The organism is Rhodococcus sp. NPDC060084, from assembly GCF_042730335.1.
Classification (GTDB): Bacteria; Actinomycetota; Actinomycetes; order Mycobacteriales; family Mycobacteriaceae; genus Rhodococcus.
The window spans coordinates 1-2,485 of the sequence record NZ_JBHWWX010000084.1; the positions used below are offsets into that span (position 1 = coordinate 1).

The window sequence follows — 2,485 nt, forward strand, 5'->3', positions numbered from 1 at the left end:
GACGCGACCTGCGCATCGAACCGGTCCAGCAACGTCCCATCCGGCACCGGACGCGCCGTATCGTTCCACCGCTCGAGCACCGCACTACGCTCATCGGCGCCCAGCAGATCGATATCCCCCACCCGCAACGACGGATCGGACACCACCGACTCGAGGATCCGCACGAACCGCTCCGCAAAACCCTCCACCGTTGCGGCATCGAAAAGCTCGGTCGCATACGTGAACTCGACGCCGAAACCCTGCGACTGCTCACCCGACCCGGCCAGATCGGAGACGGTCACCTGCAGATCGAACTTCGCGATCTGCGCATCGAAGTCGACACCCGACACACTCAACCCCGGCAACTCGAGCTCCGCAGCCGCCATATTCTGGAACGTCAACATCACCTGGAACAACGGATGACGCGCCTGCGAACGCGCAGGATCGAGCACCTCCACCAACCGCTCGAATGGCACATCCGCATGCGCAAACCCGTCGAGATCCACCCGGCGGACCTCATCGAGGAACTCCCCGAACGACACCCCACCATCAACCGACGTCCGCAACACCAACGTATTGACGAACATACCCACCAGATCGTCCAGCGCAGCCTCACCACGCCCCGCGATCGGCGTCCCGATCGCAACATCGGACTGCGCACCCAACCGCGACAGCAACACCGCCAACGCAGCATGGACGACCATGAATTCCGTTGCACCACTGAGACGTGCAAGATCGGTGATACCCGCCCGGACGCGACCATCGATCACGAAACCGTGCGAGGCACCCCGGTAACTCGACACCACCGGACGAGGCCGATCCCCCGGCAACGTCGACTCCTCCGGCAGATCCGCCAAAGCAGCACGCCAGAACTCCGTTTCCCGCGCGAGCAGCGACTCCGGATCCGACTCGTCGCCGAGGACTTCGCGCTGCCACAACGTGTAATCCGCGTACTGGACTTCCAAAGCCGACCACTCCGGGTTCCGGCCCGCGGACCGCGCCGTATACGCCGTCACCACGTCCCGGGTCAACGGTCCCATCGAGAACCCGTCGCTCGAAATGTGATGGACCGCCACCACCAGCACATGCTCGTCCGGCGTGACCCGCAGCAACCGCACCCGGATCGGAACCTGCTGCGTGACATCGAAACCGGCCCCCAGGATCTTGCCGACCCGCCCGGGCACGTCCTCGACGCTCACGTCTTCGACGCGCACCTCGACGATCGAGTCCGAGACAGGCAGGATCTTCTGGAATCCGATTCCGTCGATCTCCGGATACACCGTCCGCAACGACTCGTGCCGCGCCACCACATCCGACACCGCTGCCTGCAACGCATCGACATCCAACGATCCCGACAACCTGATCGCCACCGGAATGTTGTCGACCGCCGACCCCGGATCCAACCGATTCAGGAACCACATCCGCTGCTGCGCCAACGACAACGGCACCTGCGCCGGCCGCACCCGCGCAACCAACGGCACCCCGGCACCCCCACCGGACACCTGCTCCACCCGCCCCGCCAGCTCCCCGACAGTGGCCGCCTCGAACAACACCCGCACCGGCACCCGAGTACCCAACGCCGCACCCAGACGAGCCACCACCTGGGTCGCAATCAGCGAGTTACCACCCAAGGCGAAGAAATCATCATCGAGCCCCACCCGCTCGACACCGAGCACCTCCGAAAACACCGACGCCACAACCTGTTCGACGGCAGTCTGCGGCGCCCGGAACTCCCGAGCCTCGAACACCGGCGCAGGCAACGCCTTCCGATCGAGCTTCCCACTGCTGTTGAGCGGCAACTCATCGAGCACCACAAACACCGACGGCACCATATACGCAGGCAACAACCCCGAAATGAACCCCGCCAACCCATCACGATCCACCACGGCCCCCACAGCCGGCACCACATACCCCACAAGCTGATCCCCGACACCCGACGCCGACACCACCACCGCAGCCTGCGCGACCGAATCATGCGACACCAACGCCGCCTCGATCTCACCGAGCTCGATCCGCAACCCCCGCAACTTCACCTGAAAATCGGAACGACCGACATACACCAACTCACCATCAGCACTCCACCGCACCACATCACCCGTGCGATAAAGACGCTCCCCCACACCGAACGGCGACGCCACAAAACGCTCCGCCGACAAATCCGGCCGACCCACATACCCACGAGCCAACTGCACACCCGACAGATACAACTCACCCACAACACCCACCGGCACCGGCACCAACCGCTGATCCAAAACATAGGCCCGGGTATTCCACACAGGCGCCCCGATCGGCACCGCACCCGCCACACCCACCTCGACCGACCGCGCCGTGACATGCACCGTCGCCTCGGTCGGACCATACAAATTGTGCAACCGCGGCAAACCCAGAGCAGCACACTGATCGACCAACGCCGCAGGGAACGCTTCACCCGCAACAAGAACCACACGCAACGACACACACTCCTCGCGCGTCGCAACAGCAGCGAACACCGCAAGCATCGACGGCA

At 64.2% G+C, this 2,485-nt stretch carries 1 protein-coding gene; it reads right to left on the reverse strand.

What is annotated here, in order from left to right:
• Positions 1-2,485: condensation domain-containing protein (locus ACFWBU_RS21215; RefSeq protein WP_378529149.1), on the reverse strand; the 2,485-nt coding region annotated here is incomplete at both ends.